14 protein-coding genes are annotated in these 15,423 nt (G+C 72.7%); 5 read left to right on the top strand and 9 right to left on the bottom strand.

Annotated elements, in window-relative coordinates:
* Positions 1-99 precede the first annotated feature (99 nt).
* Positions 100-972 carry a 3-methyl-2-oxobutanoate hydroxymethyltransferase gene (gene panB, locus ACIQKA_RS08190; RefSeq protein ID WP_402540419.1) on the bottom strand — a complete coding sequence of 291 codons (873 nt, stop codon included), beginning with the start codon at positions 970-972 and terminating at the stop codon, positions 100-102.
* Positions 973-1,389: 417 nt separating this feature from the next.
* On the opposite strand from panB, the gene ACIQKA_RS08185 reads away from it, so the two are divergent.
* Complete coding sequence (locus tag ACIQKA_RS08185) at positions 1,390-2,412, top strand: endonuclease/exonuclease/phosphatase family protein (protein ID WP_383151347.1); 1,023 nt, start codon at positions 1,390-1,392, stop codon at positions 2,410-2,412.
* A 162-nt stretch (positions 2,413-2,574) separates the two neighbouring features.
* Positions 2,575-3,846, top strand: coding sequence for an MFS transporter (locus ACIQKA_RS08180; RefSeq protein ID WP_402540418.1), 1,272 nt, complete (start codon positions 2,575-2,577; stop codon positions 3,844-3,846).
* On the opposite strand, the gene ACIQKA_RS08175 is transcribed toward ACIQKA_RS08180, so the two are convergent.
* The gene (locus ACIQKA_RS08175; RefSeq protein ID WP_383440872.1) at positions 3,812-5,575 is read right to left on the bottom strand and encodes an NAD+ synthase; all 1,764 of its coding nucleotides are present in this window, start codon (positions 5,573-5,575) and stop codon (positions 3,812-3,814) included. The genes ACIQKA_RS08180 and ACIQKA_RS08175 overlap by 35 nt on opposite strands.
* Positions 5,576-6,182: 607 nt before the next feature.
* Between ACIQKA_RS08175 and ACIQKA_RS08170 the strand changes: the two genes are divergently transcribed.
* Together ACIQKA_RS08170 and ACIQKA_RS08165 are read left to right on the top strand one after the other, a co-directional pair.
* On the top strand, positions 6,183-6,926 hold the full coding sequence (locus tag ACIQKA_RS08170; protein ID WP_402540417.1) for a DUF998 domain-containing protein: 744 nt from the start codon (positions 6,183-6,185) through the stop codon (positions 6,924-6,926).
* Positions 6,923-7,789, top strand: a complete 867-nt coding sequence (locus ACIQKA_RS08165; RefSeq protein ID WP_402540415.1) for an alpha/beta fold hydrolase — start codon at positions 6,923-6,925, stop codon at positions 7,787-7,789. The genes ACIQKA_RS08170 and ACIQKA_RS08165 overlap by 4 nt, the downstream gene beginning before the upstream one ends.
* A gap of 88 nt (positions 7,790-7,877) precedes the next feature.
* On the opposite strand, the gene ACIQKA_RS08160 is transcribed toward ACIQKA_RS08165, so the two are convergent.
* The 4 genes from ACIQKA_RS08160 to ACIQKA_RS08145 all read right to left on the bottom strand — a co-directional run bounded on the left by ACIQKA_RS08160 (position 7,878) and on the right by ACIQKA_RS08145 (position 10,167).
* On the bottom strand, positions 7,878-8,297 hold the full coding sequence (locus tag ACIQKA_RS08160) for a CBS domain-containing protein (protein WP_121831441.1): 420 nt from the start codon (positions 8,295-8,297) through the stop codon (positions 7,878-7,880).
* A gap of 129 nt (positions 8,298-8,426) precedes the next feature.
* Positions 8,427-9,056 carry a DUF305 domain-containing protein gene (locus ACIQKA_RS08155; RefSeq protein WP_390105896.1) on the bottom strand — a complete coding sequence of 210 codons (630 nt, stop codon included), beginning with the start codon at positions 9,054-9,056 and terminating at the stop codon, positions 8,427-8,429.
* Complete coding sequence (locus ACIQKA_RS08150) at positions 9,053-9,730, bottom strand: DUF3105 domain-containing protein (protein WP_383151353.1); 678 nt, start codon at positions 9,728-9,730, stop codon at positions 9,053-9,055. Before ACIQKA_RS08150 ends, ACIQKA_RS08155 begins: the two co-directional genes overlap by 4 nt.
* A 92-nt stretch (positions 9,731-9,822) precedes the next feature.
* Complete coding sequence (locus tag ACIQKA_RS08145; RefSeq protein ID WP_386369303.1) at positions 9,823-10,167, bottom strand: hypothetical protein; 345 nt, start codon at positions 10,165-10,167, stop codon at positions 9,823-9,825.
* A gap of 290 nt (positions 10,168-10,457) precedes the next feature.
* On the opposite strand from ACIQKA_RS08145, the gene ACIQKA_RS08140 reads away from it, so the two are divergent.
* Positions 10,458-11,819 carry a glutamine synthetase family protein gene (locus tag ACIQKA_RS08140; protein WP_125666630.1) on the top strand — a complete coding sequence of 454 codons (1,362 nt, stop codon included), beginning with the start codon at positions 10,458-10,460 and terminating at the stop codon, positions 11,817-11,819.
* A 78-nt stretch (positions 11,820-11,897) separates the two neighbouring features.
* Here ACIQKA_RS08140 and ACIQKA_RS08135 read toward each other — a convergent pair whose 3' ends face one another.
* The 3 genes from ACIQKA_RS08135 to ACIQKA_RS08125 form a co-directional block, all read right to left on the bottom strand.
* On the bottom strand, positions 11,898-13,160 hold the full coding sequence (locus tag ACIQKA_RS08135) for a tyrosine-type recombinase/integrase (protein ID WP_402540413.1): 1,263 nt from the start codon (positions 13,158-13,160) through the stop codon (positions 11,898-11,900).
* Positions 13,161-13,240: 80 nt separating this feature from the next.
* Positions 13,241-13,462 carry a helix-turn-helix domain-containing protein gene (locus tag ACIQKA_RS08130; RefSeq protein WP_402540412.1) on the bottom strand — a complete coding sequence of 74 codons (222 nt, stop codon included), beginning with the start codon at positions 13,460-13,462 and terminating at the stop codon, positions 13,241-13,243.
* A gap of 488 nt (positions 13,463-13,950) precedes the next feature.
* Positions 13,951-15,423: an ATP-binding protein gene (locus ACIQKA_RS08125; RefSeq protein WP_402540411.1), complete on the bottom strand. Its 1,473-nt coding sequence runs from the start codon at positions 15,421-15,423 to the stop codon at positions 13,951-13,953.

The raw sequence follows: 15,423 nt of genomic DNA, 5'->3' as shown, positions 1-15,423 counted from the left end.
CCGACAGCCCGCCGATGGGGGATGTCGGCGGGCTGTCGGAGGTGCCGCAGTGGCTTCTCGGGGCCTTTCCCGGGACCCTTCGCGAAGGGCCCTCCGGGATCAGTGGAAGGTGTGCTCCTCGGCGGGGAACGCCCCGCCGGAGACGTCCTCGGCGAAGGCGCGCGCGGCGTCGCCGAGCGTCTCGCGCAGGTTGGTGTACTGCTTGGTGAAGCGCGGCACCCTGCCGCCGGTCAGACCGGCCATGTCGGTCCAGACGAGGACCTGCGCGTCGGTCCCGGCGCCGGCGCCGATGCCGATGGTCGGGATGTGCAGCGAACGGGTGACCTCGGCGGCCAGCTCGGCCGGCACGAGCTCCAGGACGACCGCGAACGCGCCCGCGTCCTGCGCGGCCTTGGCGTCGCCGAGCAGCCGGTGGGCGGCCTCGTCGGAGCGGCCCTGCACCCGGTAGCCCATGGTGTTGACGGACTGCGGGGTCAGGCCCAGGTGGGACATGACGGGGATGCCGGCCTGGACGAGCAGCTCGGTCTGCGGCAGCGAGCGCTCGCCGCCCTCCAGCTTGATCGCGCCGACGCCGGCGTCCTTGACGAGCCGGGTGGCGTTGCGCAGGGCCTGGACGGGCCCCTCCTGGTACGAGCCGAAGGGCAGGTCGCCGACGACGAGGGCCCGCCTGGTGCCCCGTACGACGGCGGCGGAGAGCAGGGTCATCTCGTCCATCGTGACGGGCACGGTGGTGTCGTAGCCGAGGTGGCAGTTGCCCATCGAGTCGCCGACGAGGATCACCGGGATGCCGGCCTCGTCGAAGACGGAGGCGGTCATCGCGTCGTAGGCGGTGAGCATGGGCCACTTCTCGCCGCGGACCTTGGCGGCGGCGATGTCGTGGACGGTGATGCGGCGGGTGCCCTTCCCCCCGTAGAGCGACTTGTCGCCGTCGCCGCCGGAGGCGGGCGGCTTCTGGGCAGCCTGAAGCGTCATGGTGCACGGCTCCTTGTCGTCATCTCGAGGCGCCCTCACGGCGTCCCCGGACCACGTCCATGGTGGCACTTCGGCGGGCGGACGGGAAAGTGGGCCGGAGTGGCGCTGTTCACACCGCCGCAATGTGTGAAACCCGCGCGGCGCCGCTCCGGGGCCCGGCCCGCCCCGCTCCGGAAACCCGCCCGGCGGGTCCCCGGCCCCGCTCCGGAAACCCGCCCGGCGAACCCCCGGCCCCGTCCCGACCGCCGTGAATATGAGCGTTCTGTCACAGCCGTCCCCCTTCGGCGCCTCCCGAGGAACCCGCCACGCCCGCGGTGTCGTCCCTGGGGGAGTACGGCCGTCCCCTCATCGCCTAGTGTCGACGTCGGGCCACGGCAGCAGGCACGACGGTACGGCGGCAAGGCAGTGAGGGCAGCGATGACGCGGGTGGACACGACGGGGACCGAGTACGGCGGCGCGAACGGCGAGCGTCCCCGTTCCCGGTTCCGGGCCGCCCTCGACCGGCTCCGCCGCGACCGGGGGATCTGGCGCCGGGGCGTCCTGATCGCCCTGGCCGCCGTGGCGCTCACCCTCGTGATGGTCTTCCACGCCGACATCCCCAACCGGATCGGCAACCTGGGCAGCCTCACGGAGACCTTCCTGCCCTGGTTCGGCCTCTTCGTGCCGCTCCTGCTCGTCCTCGCGCTGCTGCGCCGGTCCGCCACCGCGCTGATCGCCCTGCTGCTTCCGGCCGCGGTGTGGCTCAACCTCTTCGGCGGGCTCGTCGCCGACAAGTCCGCCCCCGGCGGCGACCTCTCCGTCGCCACCCACAACGTGAACGCCGAGAACCCGGACCCCGAGGGCGCGGCCCGGCAGCTCGCCGCCTCCGGCGTCGACGTGCTCGCCCTGGAGGAGCTCAAGGGCGACATGGTCCCGGTCTACGAGGAGGGCCTCGCCGAGGCCTACCCGTACCACTCCGTCCAGGGCACGGTGGGCCTCTGGAGCAAGCTGCCGCTGCGCGACGCGCGGCCCGTCGACATCCACATGGGCTGGACCCGGGCCATGCGCGCCTCCGTCGTGACCCCGAAGGGCGAGGTGGCCGTGTACGTCGCCCACCTGCCCTCCGTGCGGGTCCGGATGAACGCCGGCTTCACCGCCAACCAGCGCGACAACAGCGCCGACGCGCTCGGCGAGGCCATCTCCCGGGACCGGCACGAGCGGATCGTCCTCCTCGGCGACCTCAACGGCACCATGAACGACCGCGCCCTCAACGGCGTCACCTCGCAGCTCCGCTCCACCCAGGGCGCGGCCGGCGACGGCTTCGGCTTCAGCTGGCCGGCCTCGTTCCCGATGGCCCGCATCGACCAGATCATGGTCAGGGGCGTCGAGCCCGTCTCCTCCTGGGCGCTGCCCGCCACGAGGAGCGACCACCTCCCGATCGCCGCCCGCGTGAAGTTCTGAACCGGCCCCCGCACCGGCCTCCGCGTCGACCTCCGAGCCGAAACGTCCCCTTCATCCTCCGGAAGCCACCGGGAACACGTCGTCTGCGACAATTTGTTCAGACGAAGAACTAATCCGGGGGGGGCAGCCCCCGGCCCCGTCCCCCGGAAGGCCCTCCCCCTCATGCCCCTGGCGTTGCTCGCCCTGGCCGTCTCCGCCTTCGGCATCGGCACCACCGAATTCGTGATGATGGGGCTCCTGCCCCAGGTCGCCGAGGACCTCGGCACCTCCGTCCCCACCGCCGGACACCTCGTCTCGGCGTACGCGATCGGGGTCGTCGTCGGCGCCCCGCTGCTCACCGCCCTCGGCTCCCGCGTCCCGCGCAAGCGGATGCTGCTCCTGCTGATGGCGCTCTTCACGGTCGGCAACCTCGCCTCCGCGCTCGCCCCCGGCTTCGGCTGGCTCGTCGCGGGCCGGGTCCTCGCCGGGCTCCCGCACGGCGCGTTCTTCGGCCTCGGCGCGGTCGTCGCCGCCCGGCTCGTCCGCGAGGGGCGGCAGGCGCGGGCGGTGGCCACCATGTTCCTCGGCCTCACCGTCGCCAACATCCTCGGCGTACCGGCCGCGACCCTCCTCGGCCAGCACCTCGGCTGGCGGGCCACCTTCCTCGTGGTCTCCGCGATCGGCCTGCTCGCCATGGCCGCGCTCGCCCGCCTGGTCCCGCCGATCCCCGCCGACGGCCACCGGAGCCTTGGCCGCGAGGTGCGGGCCCTCGGCCGCCCGCAGGTGCTGCTCGGCCTGCTCACCGCCGTCTTCGGCTTCGCGGGCGTCTTCGCCGTCTACTCGTACCTCGCCTCGATGACCACCGAGGTGATGGGCTTCGGCGACTCCACCGTCACGCTCGTCCTCGCCCTCTTCGGCCTCGGGATGACCGGCGGCGCGCTCGCCGCCGGACCGCTGACCGACCGGGCGCTGCGCCCCACCCTGTACGGCTCGCTCGGCGCCCTCGTCCTCGCCCTGGTCGCCTTCCGCTTCACCGTCCACGTGCCCTGGCTGGCCCTGGTCACGGTCGTCGTCCTCGGCGCGGTCGGCTTCATGACCACCACCCCGCTCCAGATGCTGGTCATGAACAAGGCCAAGGACGCCCCGACGCTCGCCTCCGCCTCCAACCACTCGGCCTTCAACCTCGCCAACGCGGGCGGCGCCTGGGCCGGCGGCGCGGCCGTCGCCGCCGGCTGGGGCTGGACCTCCCCGGCCCTGGTCGGCGCGGGCCTCACCGCCGTCGGCCTGGCGGTCGCGGCGGTGGCGGGCCTGCTCGACCGCCGCACGCCGGAGGGGGCCTCCCGCGTGGTCGCGGGAAGCCCCCTCGCGGACACCGGGAAGGACGCCGGAGAGGAAGCCGGAGGGGAAGCCGGGGCCGGGGTCAGCCGGCCGGGGACTCCCGCCAGCGGTTCGTGACCGGCAGGCGCCGGTCCTTGCCGAAGCCCTTCGCCGAGATCTTGGTGCCCGGCGGATACTGGCGCCGCTTGTACTCCGCCGCGTCCACCATCCGCAGCGTCCGCGTCACCAGCTCCGCGTCGTACCCGGCGGCCACGATCTCGTCCCGGCCCAGGTCCCGGTCCACGTACAGCGCGAGGATGCCGTCCAGCACCTCGTAGTCCGGCAGCGAGTCCGTGTCGACCTGCCCCGGGCGCAGCTCGGCGCTGGGCGGCTTGGCGATCGAGTTCTCCGGGATCGGCGGGGTCTGGCCGCGCTCCTCGGCCGCCCGGTTCCGCCAGCGCGCCAGCCGGAAGACGTCCGACTTGTACACGTCCTTGATGGGACCGAACCCGCCCACCGCGTCCCCGTACAGCGTCGAGTAGCCCACCGCCAGCTCGGACTTGTTGCCCGGCGCGAGGACGAGGTGCCCCTCCTGGTTGGAGAGCGCCATCAGGGTCGTGCCGCGCAGCCGGGCCTGGAGGTTCTCCTCCGCGAGCCCGGTGAGGCCGAGCGCGCCCATGTACGCGTCGAACATCGGCTCGATCGACACCGTGCGGTGGTTCAGCCCGGTCCTGCGGGCCAGCTCGGCCGCGTCGCCGCGCGAGTGCGCGGAGGAGTACTTCGACGGCATCGACACCCCGTGCACGTTCTCCGCGCCGAGCGCGTCGCAGGCGATCGACGCGACGAGCGAGGAGTCGATGCCGCCGGACAGGCCGACCAGGACCGAGCGGAAACCGTTCTTCGCGAGGTAGGCGCGCAGGCCGATGACGAGCGCCGAGTACACCTCCTCGTCGTCGTCGAGCCGGCGCGCGAGACCGCCCGTCAGCTCCGGCTCGTACGCGGGCAGCGGCTTCTCGGAGAGCACCACCCGGTCGATCCGCAGCCCGTCCTCCCCGGTCGGCCCCTCCGGCGCGTCCGGGTCGTACGCGGGCAGGTCCAGGTCCAGGATCACGCTGCCCTCGACGAACTGCGGGGCCCGCGCGATCACTTCGCCCTCCGCGTCCACGACGATCGAGTCCCCGTCGAAGACCAGCTCGTCCTGGCCGCCGGTGGCCGCCAGGTACGCCGTGACGCACCCGGCCTCCCGGGCCCGCGCCCGGACCAGTGCGAGGCGCGTGTCGTCCTTGTTCCGCTCGTACGGCGAGGCGTTCACCGACAGGAGAAGCCCGGCCCGCGCGGCGCGCGCCGCCGGGACCCGGCCGCCGTCCTGCCAGAGGTCCTCGCAGATCGCCAGGGCCACGTCGACGCCGTGGACCCGGACGACGGGCAGCGTGTCGCCCCGGACGAAGTGCCGGTACTCGTCGAAGACGCCGTAGTTCGGCAGGTGGTGCTTGGCGAACCGCAGTGCCGGCTCCCCGCCGTACAGGACGGCGGCGGCGTTCTCCGGCGACCCGGCCGGCCGGCCGAGCCGGGGCTCCGCCCGCTCCGAGCGGTCCAGGTGGCCGACGACCACCGGCACCTCCCCGAACCCCTCCTCGGCGAGGCGCCGGGCGAGCCCGCGCAGGGCCGTCCGGGACGCCTCCACGAAGGAGGAGCGCAGCGCGAGGTCCTCGACGGGGTATCCGGTCAGCGCCATCTCGGGGAACGCGACGAGATGCGCGCCCTGCCCGACGGCGTGCCGGGTCCAGTGCACGATCGCCTCCGCGTTCCCGGCGATGTCTCCGACGGTCGAGTCGATCTGATTCAGGGCGAGGCGTAGTTGAGGCACGCGCCCAGTCTAATCGTCAGACCGACGCTATGTCGTGGGGAACGGGGATTCCGGCGGCGCCGGGCCGGGCGCCCGCCCGCGCGGAGGCGTCCGCGGGGGCGGGCGGGCACCTGGCCCTGGGGGCGCCCGTGCCGAGCGGTTCGGACGTGGAGCCGCCTGTGCGGAGGAGCCTGCGGGGAGGCGTCCGCCTGTGGAGGCGTCGGCACCGGGGCGTCCGCTTGTGGAGCTGTCCGTAAGGAGGGGCCTGCGGGGAGACGTTCGCCCGTGGAGGTGTCCGTGCCGGGAGGTCCGTGCCGGGGCGTCCGCCCGTGGAGCTGTTCGTGCGGAGGGGCCTGCGGGGAGGCCGCCCGTGGGGGCGTCTGTGCCGGGACGTTCGTACTGGGGCGTCCGCCCGTGGAGCTGTTCGTGCGGAGGGGCCTGCGGGGAGGCCGCCCGTGGAGCCGTCCGTGCCGAGCCGTCCGTACCGGGGCGTCCGCCCGTGCGGGGAGCCCGCGCGGAGGCGTCCGCCCGTAAAGGCACCCGTGCCGGGCCGTCCGCCCGTGGAGCCGCCCGCGGGGCGGGGCGCGTCGCCGGGAACCCCCCGGCCCGTCCCGGCGTTCGAACCGGTATGTCCAGGAGTGTCGCGCGCACGGCCGCAGCCCTGTTGGCCCTCGGTGCGCTCGCGTACACCGCCTGGGTCCTCGAAGTCGTCGTCCGCACCGGCCTCGACCCGGTCCGGACGTACGTCTCCGAACTGGCCGCCGTCGACCAGCCCCTCGGCGGCCTCTTCCGCGCCACCGACTTCACGGCGGGCCTCCTGGTCCTGGGCGGGGCGCTGACCGGCCTGGCGGGGGCCTGGAGGGCGCGCGGAGGACCCGGCGGGCCGCCGGGGCCGGGCAGTCGCGCGGGCCGCGACCCCTGGGCCGTCGGCGGATGGACCGCCCTCGCCGTCTTCGGGGCCGCCACCGTCGCCGACTCCCGGCTGCCGCTGAGCTGCGCCCCGACCGTCGACCCCGTGTGCACGGCGCGCGAGACCGCCGGGCTCGTCCCCGCCACCCACGCGGCCCACGCCGTCAGTTCGAGCCTGGCGATGACGGGCGCGCTCGCGGCCCTGGTCGCCCTGACCGTCGCCGCCCGCCGCCACGACCGCCGGCTGCCCCTCGCCCGCACCGGACCGGCCCTGGTCGCCCTGGAGTTCGCCGCCACCGCCTGGACCCTCGCCGCCGTCGCCGCCTTCGAGGCGGGGAAGGGCGTCTGGGCGCTCGGCGCGGGCCAGCGGCTCCAGGTCCTCCTGGTGGCCGTGTGGCTCGCGGTCCTCGCGTACTCCCTCGCGCGCTCCCCGGCCGGGGACGGACGGAGGGGGCGGCGGTGACCTTCGTGAGGATCGGGGGCGTGCCCCACCACGTGGTGACCGAGGGCTCCGGGCCCGTCTGCGTCCTGAGCGCCGGCCTCGGCATGACCTGGTTCGACTGGGACCCGGTCGTCCCGCACCTCGCCCCGTACCGCACGCTCGTCCGCTTCGACCGCCCCGGCCACGGCCTCTCCGCCCCGGCGGCGGTCCCGCCGACGGCGGCGGGCGAGGCGGACCGGATCGCGGCGCTCCTCGACGCGCTCGGCCACCGCGGACCGGCCGTCGTCGTCGGGCACTCCATCGCCGGGTTCCACGCGGAGGCCTTCGCCCGGCTGCACCCGGACCGGACCGCCGGCCTGGTCCTCGTCGACTCCTCGGTGGAGGAGGACCCGCGGCCGTCCCGCACCACCGCGCCCGCCCGCGTCCTCGGCGCCGTCCTCTGCGCCGCCGGGCTCCCGGCGGCGCTCGGCCCGGCGGTCCGGGACCTCGCGGTCCGGGCGGCGACCGTACGGAGAGGAACCCCGCGCCCCGGCGCCGACCCCCGTACCGGCCCCGCCCCCACCGACCCCGCCCTCGTCCGCCGCGTCTACCGCACCTCGCGCGTGCTGCGCGGCACCCTCCTGGAGAACGCCCGGTACGGGGCCGTCGCCGCCGAACTCCTCGCCCTGCGGGAGGAGCGCCCGCTCCCGCCGGGCCTCCCCGTCACCGTCCTCGCCGCCCCCGACGGCTCCGCCCGCTGGGAGCGGCGCCAGCGCGCCCTCGCCCGGCGGCTCGGCGCCCGCCACGAGGCGGCCGGGGCGTCGGGCCACCTGGTCATGCGGGACCGCCCGGACGCGGTGGCCCGGGCGGTCCTGGACCTCCGGATCCGTCAGGAGGACGCGTAGGGGCTCCTGGCTCCCGGACGTCCGGAGAGCCGTCGGGAAGACGGCGTGGACGCCCGTGGACGTCCGCGGACTCCGAGACCCGGGTCCGTCAGGAAGACGCGTAGACGCTCATGCAGAACGCCTTGATCTGCTCGTCCGAGAGGTGCTGCGCCAGCTCGGCCTCGCTGATCATGCCGACGAGCCGCTTCTCCTCGATGACGGGCAGCCGCTTGATCCGGTGGCTCTGCATCTCCTCCAGGACGGCGCCCACGTCGGCGTCCGACTCGACCCAGCGCGGGGTCCCCTTGGCCATCTCGCCGCAGGTCACCTTGGACGGGTCGTGGCCCATGGCCACGCAGCCGACGACGATGTCGCGGTCCGTGAGGATGCCGCAGAGACGTTCGTTCTCGTCGGCGATGGGCAGCGCGCCCACGTTCAGGTTGCGCATCAGCTGCGCGGCGCGGTCGAGCGTCTCGTGAGCCGGGATCCACTGGGCCCCGGGGTGCATGATGTCCTTCGCCGTGGTCATGGGGTCGCGTACCTTTCGTCGTCGAACGTCGTACGAATCCCCGAGCCCACCCATTGTCGGCGCACGGCACGGCCCCCGCGACCGCAACGGGTCGCGGGGGCCGTACGGCCTCGGCTCACGGGCCAGGGATCAGGCCCCGCGCTCCTTCAACATGTCCGCCATCAGCAGCATCTCGGACTTCTGCGCGTCGACCATGCCCCGGGCGAGCGAGCGCTCGACGTCCACGGTGCACTTCTGCACGCAGCCCTCGGCCATGTGGACCCCGCCCCTGTGGTGCTCGGTCATGAGCTTCAGGTACAGGACCTCGGCCTCGCGGCCACTGGCCCTCCGCAACTCCTCGATCTGCGTCTTGGTCGCCATGCCCGGCATGAGCGCCCCGTCCCGCGGACCGGCGTCGCCCGGGCCGCCCATGCCCATCCAGGTCATCGGCTCGACGCCGGACTCGGCCTTGGGCAGCCCCCACAGGTCGAGCCAGCCGAGCATCATGCCCCGCTGGTTGGCCTGCGTGTTGGCGATGTCGTACGCGAGCCGGCGCACGGCCTCGTCCGTCGTCCGGTCCCGGACCACGAACGACATCTCGACGGCCTGCTGGTGGTGGACCGCCATGTCCCGGGCGAACCCGGCGTCCGCCGACGCGGAGACGGGGGTGGCGGGCGCCTCGTCGCGGTCCGCGGAGGCGACGGTCACCGCGCCCCCGGCGAAGAGCACCGCGAGGGCGACGGCGGCGATCGCCGCCCCCTGCGTGCGGTTCGGCCTCACTGGCCCATCCCGGCGCCGCCCGCACCCTCCGCGTCGAGCCCGCCCGTGCAGGCCGCGCCCGGCTCCGGGGTCTGCGGGCCCTGCACGTACTTGGTGAAGAAGGCGTCGACGCGCGGGTCGTCCGCGCCGTCCACGGTCACCTGCTTGCCCCAGGCGGACAGCATGATCGCGCCGGCCTGGTCGTCCACCGGGCTCATCAGCGTGTACTTGGTCTTGCCGACCTTCGCGGCGAGCTTCTCCACGTCGCCCTTGGGGGCCTGCTTGTTGTACGTCACCCAGACGGCGCCGTGCTCCAGGGAGTGCACGGCGTTCACGTCCGGGACCGGCTTCGTGTAGACGTCGCCGTCGCAGTTCATCCAGACCTGGCTGTGGTCACCGCCGACCGGCGGCTTCATGTCGTACTTCACGGCCGTCTGGACGTGGTTGCGGCCGAGCTTGGCGGGGTCCCAGCTCTTCTCGGCGGAGATCGGGGCCTTGGCGGCGGCCTCCTTCTGGTCCTGCTCGTCGGACTTCTTCATCAGCACGAAGCTGCCGAAGCCGACGAGGCCGAGCACGACGACGGTCGAGACGCCGATCGTGATCAGGCGGTTGCGGCGCTCACGGGCCTGCTCGGCGCGGCGCATCTCCTCTATTCGGGCGCGGCGGTCGGCGTTGGCGGAGCGGTTGGCGGCCATGGTGGTGTCGTCCTTCTTCGGGAGGTGGGGGTGGGGTTCGGTACGGGCACGGAGGTGCGGCGGCGGGGGCGGCGGACCGCCCCGTCACCCGCCTACGTGCGGAGAACCTGAAGGACGTGCAGGTCCGGCGCGCGCGGCCGGACGCCGGAGCGGCGCGCCGGACCGTCGCCGGAGACCGGGGCGAGGCGCGGAAGCCCGTCCGCCGCCTGGAGCGGGGGATCGGGCGCGGGCGCGCCGAGCACCGCGGGGGAGGGGGACGGGAAGAGGGAGCAGCCGCCGCGGTCGTACGGGCAGACGTACTCGACGGCGACGGTGGCCGCCGCCGTCCGCACCCGCTGCTCCGGGGCCGGCCCGTGGTGGGACTCCGCCCCGGGCCCGGCCCCCAGACAGAAGGAGAGCGCGGCGAGGAGCGTCGCCACGGCACTCACCAGTGCCATGGGACGCGCGTGCCGGGACGGGCGTACGAGCCGAGGGGCCCCCATGGGCGGAGATCGTAGTGGGCGAACGCCCTCCGTGGGCCGAACGGGGTGCCACCGGATGCCGGACGACGGGGCCGGACCGGAGGACGGAGGCCCGGATCGGCCCGTCCCCCGTTACCTGAGTCACAACCGAGCAGGCAGTATGGGTGTGCAACGTGCGCGAAACCATGTGGTGGGATGCTCAGGTGCCCCCGATGTGCCCGAGGCGGTGGGATCAGGCGGCCTGACCAGCGAGGATGGGTGTGGAAATGGACAAGCAGCAGGAATTCGTGCTCCGTACGCTCGAAGAGCGCGACATCCGCTTCGTGCGCCTGTGGTTCACCGACGTGCTCGGCTTCCTCAAGTCGGTGGCCGTGGCGCCGGCCGAACTGGAGCAGGCCTTCGACGAGGGCATCGGCTTCGACGGCTCCGCGATCGAGGGCTTCGCCCGCGTCTACGAGTCGGACATGATCGCCAAGCCGGACCCGGGCACGTTCCAGATCCTGCCGTGGCGCGCGGAGGCGCCGGGCACGGCCCGGATGTTCTGCGACATCCTGATGCCGGACGGCTCGCCGTCCTTCGCCGACCCGCGCTACGTCCTGAAGCGGGCCCTGGCCAAGACCTCGGACCTGGGCTTCACCTTCTACACCCACCCCGAGATCGAGTTCTTCCTCCTGAAGGACAAGCCGCTCGACGGCTCCCGGCCCACCCCGGCCGACAACTCGGGCTACTTCGACCACACCCCGCAGAACGTCGGCATGGACTTCCGCCGCCAGGCGATCACCATGCTGGAGTCGATGGGCATCTCGGTCGAGTTCTCCCACCACGAGGGCGCGCCGGGCCAGCAGGAGATCGACCTCCGCTACGCCGACGCGCTCTCCACGGCCGACAACATCATGACCTTCCGCCTGGTCATGAAGCAGGTCGCCCTCGAACAGGGCGTCCAGGCCACCTTCATGCCGAAGCCGTTCTCGGAGTACCCGGGCTCGGGCATGCACACCCACCTCTCCCTCTTCGAGGGCGACCGGAACGCCTTCTACGAGTCGGGCGCCGAGTACCAGCTCTCCAAGGTGGGCCGCTCCTTCATCGCGGGCCTCCTGAAGCACGCGGGCGAGATCTCGGCCGTCACCAACCAGTGGGTCAACTCCTACAAGCGCATCTGGGGCGGCTCGTCGCGCACGGCCGGCTCGGGCGGCGAGGCCCCCTCGTACATCTGCTGGGGCCACAACAACCGCTCGGCCCTCATCCGGGTCCCGATGTACAAGCCGGGCAAGACGGGCTCCTCGCGCGTCGAGGTCCGCTCCATCGACTCGGGCGCCAACCCGTACCTGACCTACGCCGTCCTCCTCGCGGCCGGCCTCAAGGGCATCGAGGAGGGCTACGAACTCCCGGCCGGCGCCGACGACGACGTCTGGGCCCTCTCCGACTCGGAACGCCGCGCGATGGGCATCGAGCCCCTCCCGCAGAACCTCGGCGAGGCGATCTCCCTGATGGAGCGCAGCGAACTGGTCGCGGAGACCCTGGGCGAGCACGTCTTCGACTTCTTCCTGCGCAACAAGAAGCAGGAGTGGGAGGAGTACCGCTCCGAGGTCACCGCCTTCGAGCTGCGGAAGAACCTGCCGGTGCTGTAGGCGCAGGTCAGAGCGGGTAGAGCCTGGAACTGACGATCAGGGCCGACGGTGGCGAACCGTCGGCCCTGATCCGTCTCACTAGCCCTGGGCCGTCCCTGGGCCGTCAGGCGTGGAATCGAACCCCTCGTAGAGCCCATCCACGGCCCGGCGGGCCCGTCCGTCGCTGCTCGGCATCAGGTGCGTGTAGACCCGGAGCGTGAACCCGGGGTCGCCGTGACCGAGGTACGAGCTGAGGGCCTTGATGTTCTCGCCGGCATCGAGGAGCACAGAAGCGTAGAAGTGCCGCAGTGCGTGCATTCCGTGCTCGCGGGCCGCCTGGTGACGCGCGCCTTCCTTGGGTTCCGGAATCACGCCGGCCTGGACGAGGGCGAGTTTCCATACGCGGGTGTTGAAGTCGGTCCGCCGTACGGCGCCGCCGCCGGTGAGCGAGAAGTACAGCCGCTTCGTGACGAGCGGCCCGTCCGGCTTCAGCCACGGCAGGGAGACGTCGACGGGCGGGAATTCCTCGGCGTGCTCGTGGAGAACGCGGGCGACTTGGCGGGGGAGTGGGACGTCCCGCTCCTTCCCGCGCTTCGGCGGCCCGAAGACGAGATGCCCATTGACGACCTTCACCTGATTCGCGACGCGGAGCCATCCGGTGTCGAACCTGACGTGCTCCTCCGCCAGTCCGAAGATCTCGCCCTGTCGGAGACCGCAGCCGCTGCCGATGTCGACCATCGCCTGATAGCGCTTCGGCAGCGCCGAGCGGATGGCGGACACCCGCTCCGCTGTCCACGGCCTCACCCGGGGATCGCCGGGCGCCGGCGGCCGGACCGAACGCGACTTGCACGGGTTCTTGGCGAGTAGCTCGTCGTCCACGGCCGCGGCGAGCACGGCGGAGACGCTGGCGAAGATGACCCGGCGGTACGAAGACACCGGGAGGGACTTCTCCAGCGCCGCGAGCCACTCGCGGATGTGCTCGGGCCGGAACGAATCGATCGGCCGCGTCCCGAGGTACGGGAACGCGTGCAGCCGAAGGTGGACGCCTACCGTCGTGCGTGTCGTCGGGTCCGTGGTCTGGGAGGCGAGCCACTTCTCGCCGTACTGCCGGAACGTGATCCGTCCGGCGGACGGGTCGATGTACTGCCTGCGGCTCATGTCGGCCTCAATGGCGGAGAGCCACTTCTCCGCGAGGCGCTTCTGCTTGTCCGGGAAGCTCTTGGACTTCTCGGTGCCGTCGGGACCGATGTAGCGGGCCCGGTAACGGAGTCCGAGACCGTAGCGGTCGGTCCTGACCCGGCGCTCCTTGCCGTCGGTGTCGGTCTCGGTCTTGTACCAACGGTCCTGGACGTGGCCAGCCATGGGTGGGTGCGGTTCCTTTCGATGCGTGGAAGGTCTGTGCCGCCCCACGACGGGGGCGGCACAGACCGGTGAGGGGCGGATCAGGCAGCGGCGTCGAACTCGCTCTGCTGGGTGACCCAGGTGCGGACGGCAGCGGGGTCGTAGCGGACGTGGCGGCCGACGCGGAATCCGGGCGGGCCGGTGCGCTTCTTGCGCCAGTGGTAGACAGTCTCCAGGGGGACGTCGAAGAGTTCGGCGATGTCCTCGGGGGTGAGGTACCGGTCCGGGAGTCCGGCCCGCAGGGTGGTCACGGCGGATGCCATATCGGCTCTCCTCTGGCTTGTGGACAGTCGGGTTGCCAGTCCTGAGAGGACGCCTCAGGGAGGCGTATGTGTCCGAGGTCGGGATTTCTGCGTCACTGCGTCATCCGCGTCACTCAAGCCCTCTGACCTGGGTTTTTTCGGTGACGCAGAGCGTTCGGGCTGTGTCACGGGTGACGCAGACGTCCGTCACGGGGTGACGCAGGTGACGAAGGGTGACGCAGAAATTCGGGGTCTGCGTCACCCCTGTCAGAGCAGCTCAGGAGCGGTTTCGGGGCCGCTGGTGACGTAGGTGACGCAGCGCTTCCTACTTAGGAAAAAGAGAGGGGTCTGTGTCTGTTGTCGTGCGCGCCTCCGGACGTGAAGAGGGAGCCGCGAAGCGGCACGACCTTTGGGCGGCGGCGAGCCGCCGAAGAGCAAGAGGAGCACCCGTCGCCACGGCGGCGGGGTGCTCCTCTTGTTTGTGCGCGAGCGGTCGCGGCGGGTGTGGGTCAGAACGCCGGCTGCTGCTCGTCGGCCGGGGGCAGGGGGCGGGCGAGTTCGATGTAGCGGGCGCTGTTCTTCCGGCCCCAGTCGACGAGCACGCCGCGTGCGGCCAGGACGGGTTGGAGGCGCTTGAGGCGGTCGGAGAGGACCTTGCCGGTGGTGGGCCACCCCTTGGGCAGAGGGCGCAGGTCCTCGCCGCTGTAGAGCTGGCTGAGGCAGTGCAGCCACTCCGCCGACGTCATCCGCACGTCCGCACCCGGGGCGATGCCGCCGGCGTGCTTGAGGACGGTCTGGGCAAGCAGGTCGCCTTCGATGACGTCGTCGTTGAGGTCGTCCAGGCTGGTGCGGTAGGCGTCCAGGGCGCCGAGGCTGGTGGCGGTGTCGAGCTGGGCGCACAGGTGGGCGAAGTCGGCCATGCGCAGGTCGGTAGGAATCTGCGCCTGAGTGGCGCGGACCTTGACCGTGAGGTCAAGCAGGGAACCGAGGATGACCGGCAGGGCCTCTTCGAACTCCGCCCACAGTTCCGCCTCGGTCCGCCGCACCCGGGGCCGCTCCAGGCGGAGGGGAAGGAGACGTTCGGCGAGGTCGGGGCGGATGACGCCGACGTCGATCCCGGTCAGCAGGAGCGGCCGGCGGTAGCGGGAGCGGACGACGTCGCCGTCGGTGAACAGGGCGCGCTTGATGGTCTCGGCCCCGGTGACGATGCAGCACATCAGGTCCGACAGGTCCGGGCCGAGGTGGGAGAGGTTGTCCAGGGCGGTGACCCATCCGGCCGCGACGGCGGTGATCAGGTTCTCCTCGTCCTTCGGTGCCCGGCGCAGGTCGCCGCTCATACCCTCGATGATCCGCACCAACATCCGCCCGGCGGTGGACTTGCCCGCACCCTGAGGGCCGGTGAGGAAGGGAGCGGGGACGGGGACGGAGGGGCCGAGGCAGCCGACCAGCCAGGCAAGGGCCAGGCTCTCGCCCTGGGCGCTGGCGAAGTTGCACAGCCGCATCAGCAGGTCGATGCCCTTGCCGTCAGTGTCCTTCGCCGGCAGCGGGAGTTCCCCGGTGAGCTGGGTGCGCCGCCAGCACACCTCGCGCGGGTCGGGAATGCGAATGTCCCAGCCGTTGGGGTGGATGCGGACGGAGCGGCCGTCGTCGCGGCCGAGGTCGAGCCAGGTGGCACCGTCGAATCCGGGAGCGACGCGGATGTGGGTGGGCTGGACGTCCTGGGACAGGGCGAGTGCTTCGATCAAGTCCAGTGCCTCCTTGAGGGCGGTTCCGTTGAAGACGCCGTGCCCGTCGTGGAACAGGCCGACCATGAGTTCCTGCCGGTGACTGCCGGTGGTGCCCTGCGAGCGAATGGGGCGGGCGACGGGGTGGCCGTTGCGCTGGGCGTAGACGGTGCCGTCGACCGTGCGGAAGTAGCGGAAATGCTGCTGCGCGTACTCGGTGATGACCTCGCGCGCCGGAGTCTTCTCGTCCTCGGACAT

It is taken from the genome of Streptomyces sp. NPDC092045, assembly GCF_044756005.1.
Taxonomy (GTDB): Bacteria; Actinomycetota; Actinomycetes; order Streptomycetales; family Streptomycetaceae; genus Streptomyces.
Note: the sequence above shows the minus strand (reverse complement) of the source record. Positions and strands in the feature narration are given on the sequence as shown.

Coding starts and splice junctions, on each gene's coding strand:
- ACIQKA_RS08145 (WP_386369303.1), bottom strand. CDS start 10,167: ATGGCACTGGTGAGTGCCGTGGCGACGCTCCTCGCCGCGCTCTCCTTC.
- ACIQKA_RS08180 (WP_402540418.1), top strand. CDS start 2,575: ATGCCCCTGGCGTTGCTCGCCCTGGCCGTCTCCGCCTTCGGCATCGGC.
- ACIQKA_RS08160 (WP_121831441.1), bottom strand. CDS start 8,297: ATGACCACGGCGAAGGACATCATGCACCCCGGGGCCCAGTGGATCCCG.
- panB (WP_402540419.1), bottom strand. CDS start 972: ATGACGCTTCAGGCTGCCCAGAAGCCGCCCGCCTCCGGCGGCGACGGC.
- ACIQKA_RS08140 (WP_125666630.1), top strand. CDS start 10,458: ATGGACAAGCAGCAGGAATTCGTGCTCCGTACGCTCGAAGAGCGCGAC.
- ACIQKA_RS08150 (WP_383151353.1), bottom strand. CDS start 9,730: ATGGCCGCCAACCGCTCCGCCAACGCCGACCGCCGCGCCCGAATAGAG.
- ACIQKA_RS08185 (WP_383151347.1), top strand. CDS start 1,390: ATGACGCGGGTGGACACGACGGGGACCGAGTACGGCGGCGCGAACGGC.
- ACIQKA_RS08130 (WP_402540412.1), bottom strand. CDS start 13,462: ATGGCATCCGCCGTGACCACCCTGCGGGCCGGACTCCCGGACCGGTAC.
- ACIQKA_RS08125 (WP_402540411.1), bottom strand. CDS start 15,423: ATGTCCGAGGACGAGAAGACTCCGGCGCGCGAGGTCATCACCGAGTAC.
- ACIQKA_RS08170 (WP_402540417.1), top strand. CDS start 6,183: ATGTCCAGGAGTGTCGCGCGCACGGCCGCAGCCCTGTTGGCCCTCGGT.
- ACIQKA_RS08135 (WP_402540413.1), bottom strand. CDS start 13,160: ATGGCTGGCCACGTCCAGGACCGTTGGTACAAGACCGAGACCGACACC.